This window comes from Gemmiger sp. An50 (assembly GCF_002161595.1).
In the GTDB taxonomy this organism is placed as follows: domain Bacteria; phylum Bacillota; class Clostridia; order Oscillospirales; family Ruminococcaceae; genus Allofournierella.
Genome location: NZ_NFID01000034.1, coordinates 1 through 2,098, shown reverse-complemented (window position 1 = coordinate 2,098; position 2,098 = coordinate 1). Strand labels below are relative to the sequence as shown.

At 63.6% G+C, this 2,098-nt stretch carries 3 protein-coding genes; all 3 read left to right on the top strand.

Features of this window, described 5'->3' with window-relative positions; all coding sequences use genetic code 11:
- Positions 1–9: 9 nt before the first annotated feature.
- Positions 10–1,482 carry a hypothetical protein gene (locus B5G03_RS18050; RefSeq protein WP_275539309.1) on the top strand — a complete coding sequence of 491 codons (1,473 nt, stop codon included), beginning with the start codon at positions 10–12 and terminating at the stop codon, positions 1,480–1,482.
- A gap of 16 nt (positions 1,483–1,498) precedes the next feature.
- Positions 1,499–1,912, top strand: a complete 414-nt coding sequence (locus B5G03_RS16840) for a hypothetical protein (RefSeq protein WP_087182820.1) — start codon at positions 1,499–1,501, stop codon at positions 1,910–1,912.
- On the top strand, positions 1,893–2,098 hold a 206-nt coding region (locus B5G03_RS16835; RefSeq protein ID WP_140401740.1), incomplete at its 3' end, for a hypothetical protein. The genes B5G03_RS16840 and B5G03_RS16835, both read left to right, overlap by 20 nt.

The following is a 2,098-nucleotide window of genomic DNA, read 5'->3' as shown; positions in this document are numbered from 1 at the left end:
GCGAACGGCCTGCGGGAGGAATTTGACGCCCACGCGGCCAGCAAGACCAATCCCCACGCGGTGACCAAGGCCCAGGTGGGGCTTTCCAATGTGCCCAATGTGGCCACCAACGACCAGACTCCCACCTACACCGAGGCCGCCGGCCTGGAGCTGCTTTCCAGCGGCGAGAAGCTGACCGCCGCCTTCGGCAAGCTGGCAAAGGCGGTGCGCAGCCTGAGCGGGCACATATCGTCGCGGGAGAACCCGCATGGCGTGACCAGCGCACAGGTGGGCCTGGGCAACCTGACCAACGATGCCCAGGTCAAGCGCAGCGAGATGGGCAAGGCCGGGGGCGTGGCCACCCTGGACTCGGGCGGCAAGGTACCCGCCAGCCAGCTGCCCAGCTTTGTGGACGACGTGCTGGAATACGCCAGCAAGAGCGCCTTCCCGGCCACGGGCGAGGCGGGCAAGATCTATGTGGCGATGGATACCAACCTCACCTGGCGCTGGAGCGGCACGGCCTATGTGGAGATCAGCAAGAGCCTGGCCTTGGGCGAAACGGCCTCCACCGCCTATGCGGGCGACAGGGGCAAGGCTCTGGCGGATGATTTGGCCGCCACCAAAACCACCGTGGCCGCCAACACCTCCGCCCGCCACAGCCACACCAACAAGGCGATACTGGACAAGCTCACCGATGCCATGTTCAATGCCTGGAACAACGCGATCCACACCATGCGAATCGGCAGCGTGACCAGCGGCGGTACCGCTTCGGCCAGCATCACCCAGAGCGGCAGCGAGGGTGTTCTGAACCTGGTTCTGCCCAAGGGCGACAAGGGCGAAAAAGGCGACAAAGGTGACTCCGGGCAGGACGGCCGGGACGGCGCAACCGGTCCCACCGGGCCGCAAGGGCCGCAGGGAGCTACCGGTCCCACCGGCCCGGCAGGCCCCAACCTGGTGAGCAAGTCCACCCAGGTGAGCGGCTTTTCCACCGGCCAGGTGCTGTATGTGAACGGCAGCGTGGTGGGCGCAAAGACCCTGACCCCGGCGGTCATCGGCGCGGCCACCGCCGCCCAGGGCGGCAAGGCGGACACGGCGGTGCAGTCGGTGAACGGGAAAAAGGGGACGGCGCTCACCCTTTCGGCAGAGGACGTGGGCGCTGTGCCGGTAAGTAACCGCAAGGTACTGGCAAACGGCATCGCCTGGAAAAGCGGGTCCATCCTCACCCCAGACGGCTGGGACGATTACAGTATGATCCGAATCAGCACAAATTTCGGGTCCGCGTTCATTCCGAAGCTTGCGGTGAATGAGTCCAGCGGAAACATTCTGGTGGCAAGCGCGCTGCCAAACAACTATATGAACATCGCAGGCTTTTCTATTGCCCGTAATTCCACCGGCGGCAGTTTGAGCATCGATGTGTCACCATATGCGCTGCGCTTAGCCCCGAGCGGAGTAACGGCGCTGTCCACCGAGCTGTCCGTTTATAAGATCGAGGGCTTCGCGTAAAGGAGGAAAGAAACACATGGCATGGCAGACGCCGAAAACAGTCTGGGCCGAGACGGACACGTTCCGCCTTACCCCGGACTATGAACGCATCCGGGGCAATCTGCTGTATCTGCGCCAGCGGGCCGCGGCCGTCACCCAGCGGCCGGAGTACGGCCCGATGGAGGATTATACGGTGGACAAGCTGCCCCTGGCGGATTTTTTCAACCGGGTGGAGGAGAACCTGGCAGCGCTGGCCGCCGCGGTGCAGACCCGGCCGGAGTATTCCACCCGCAGCTTTTTCCCCGGCAGTCTGGTGTGGGACTGGCGGGACCTGGAGCGCATCGAGGGGATGCTGCTGAAAATTTACAACGATTTGAACGCAATCGAGGATGGCCAGCAGAAGCTGGCTTTTTGTTTGGGAGGTGGCTATTTTGGCACGTTTGTTTCGTGATCTGAAGGTGAATGAACAGGATGGAAAGGTCTATCTGACCCTGTATAACCGGGACGGCAGCCCCGCACTGCGGGATGTTTCGGTGGGGGTGAGCAGCGAGGTGACCCAGCAGGGCGACAACTGGACCGCCGCGGCCGCGAACCTGCTGCTGCGGCTGGGCGAGGATGGTCAGCCCGAACTGGCCCT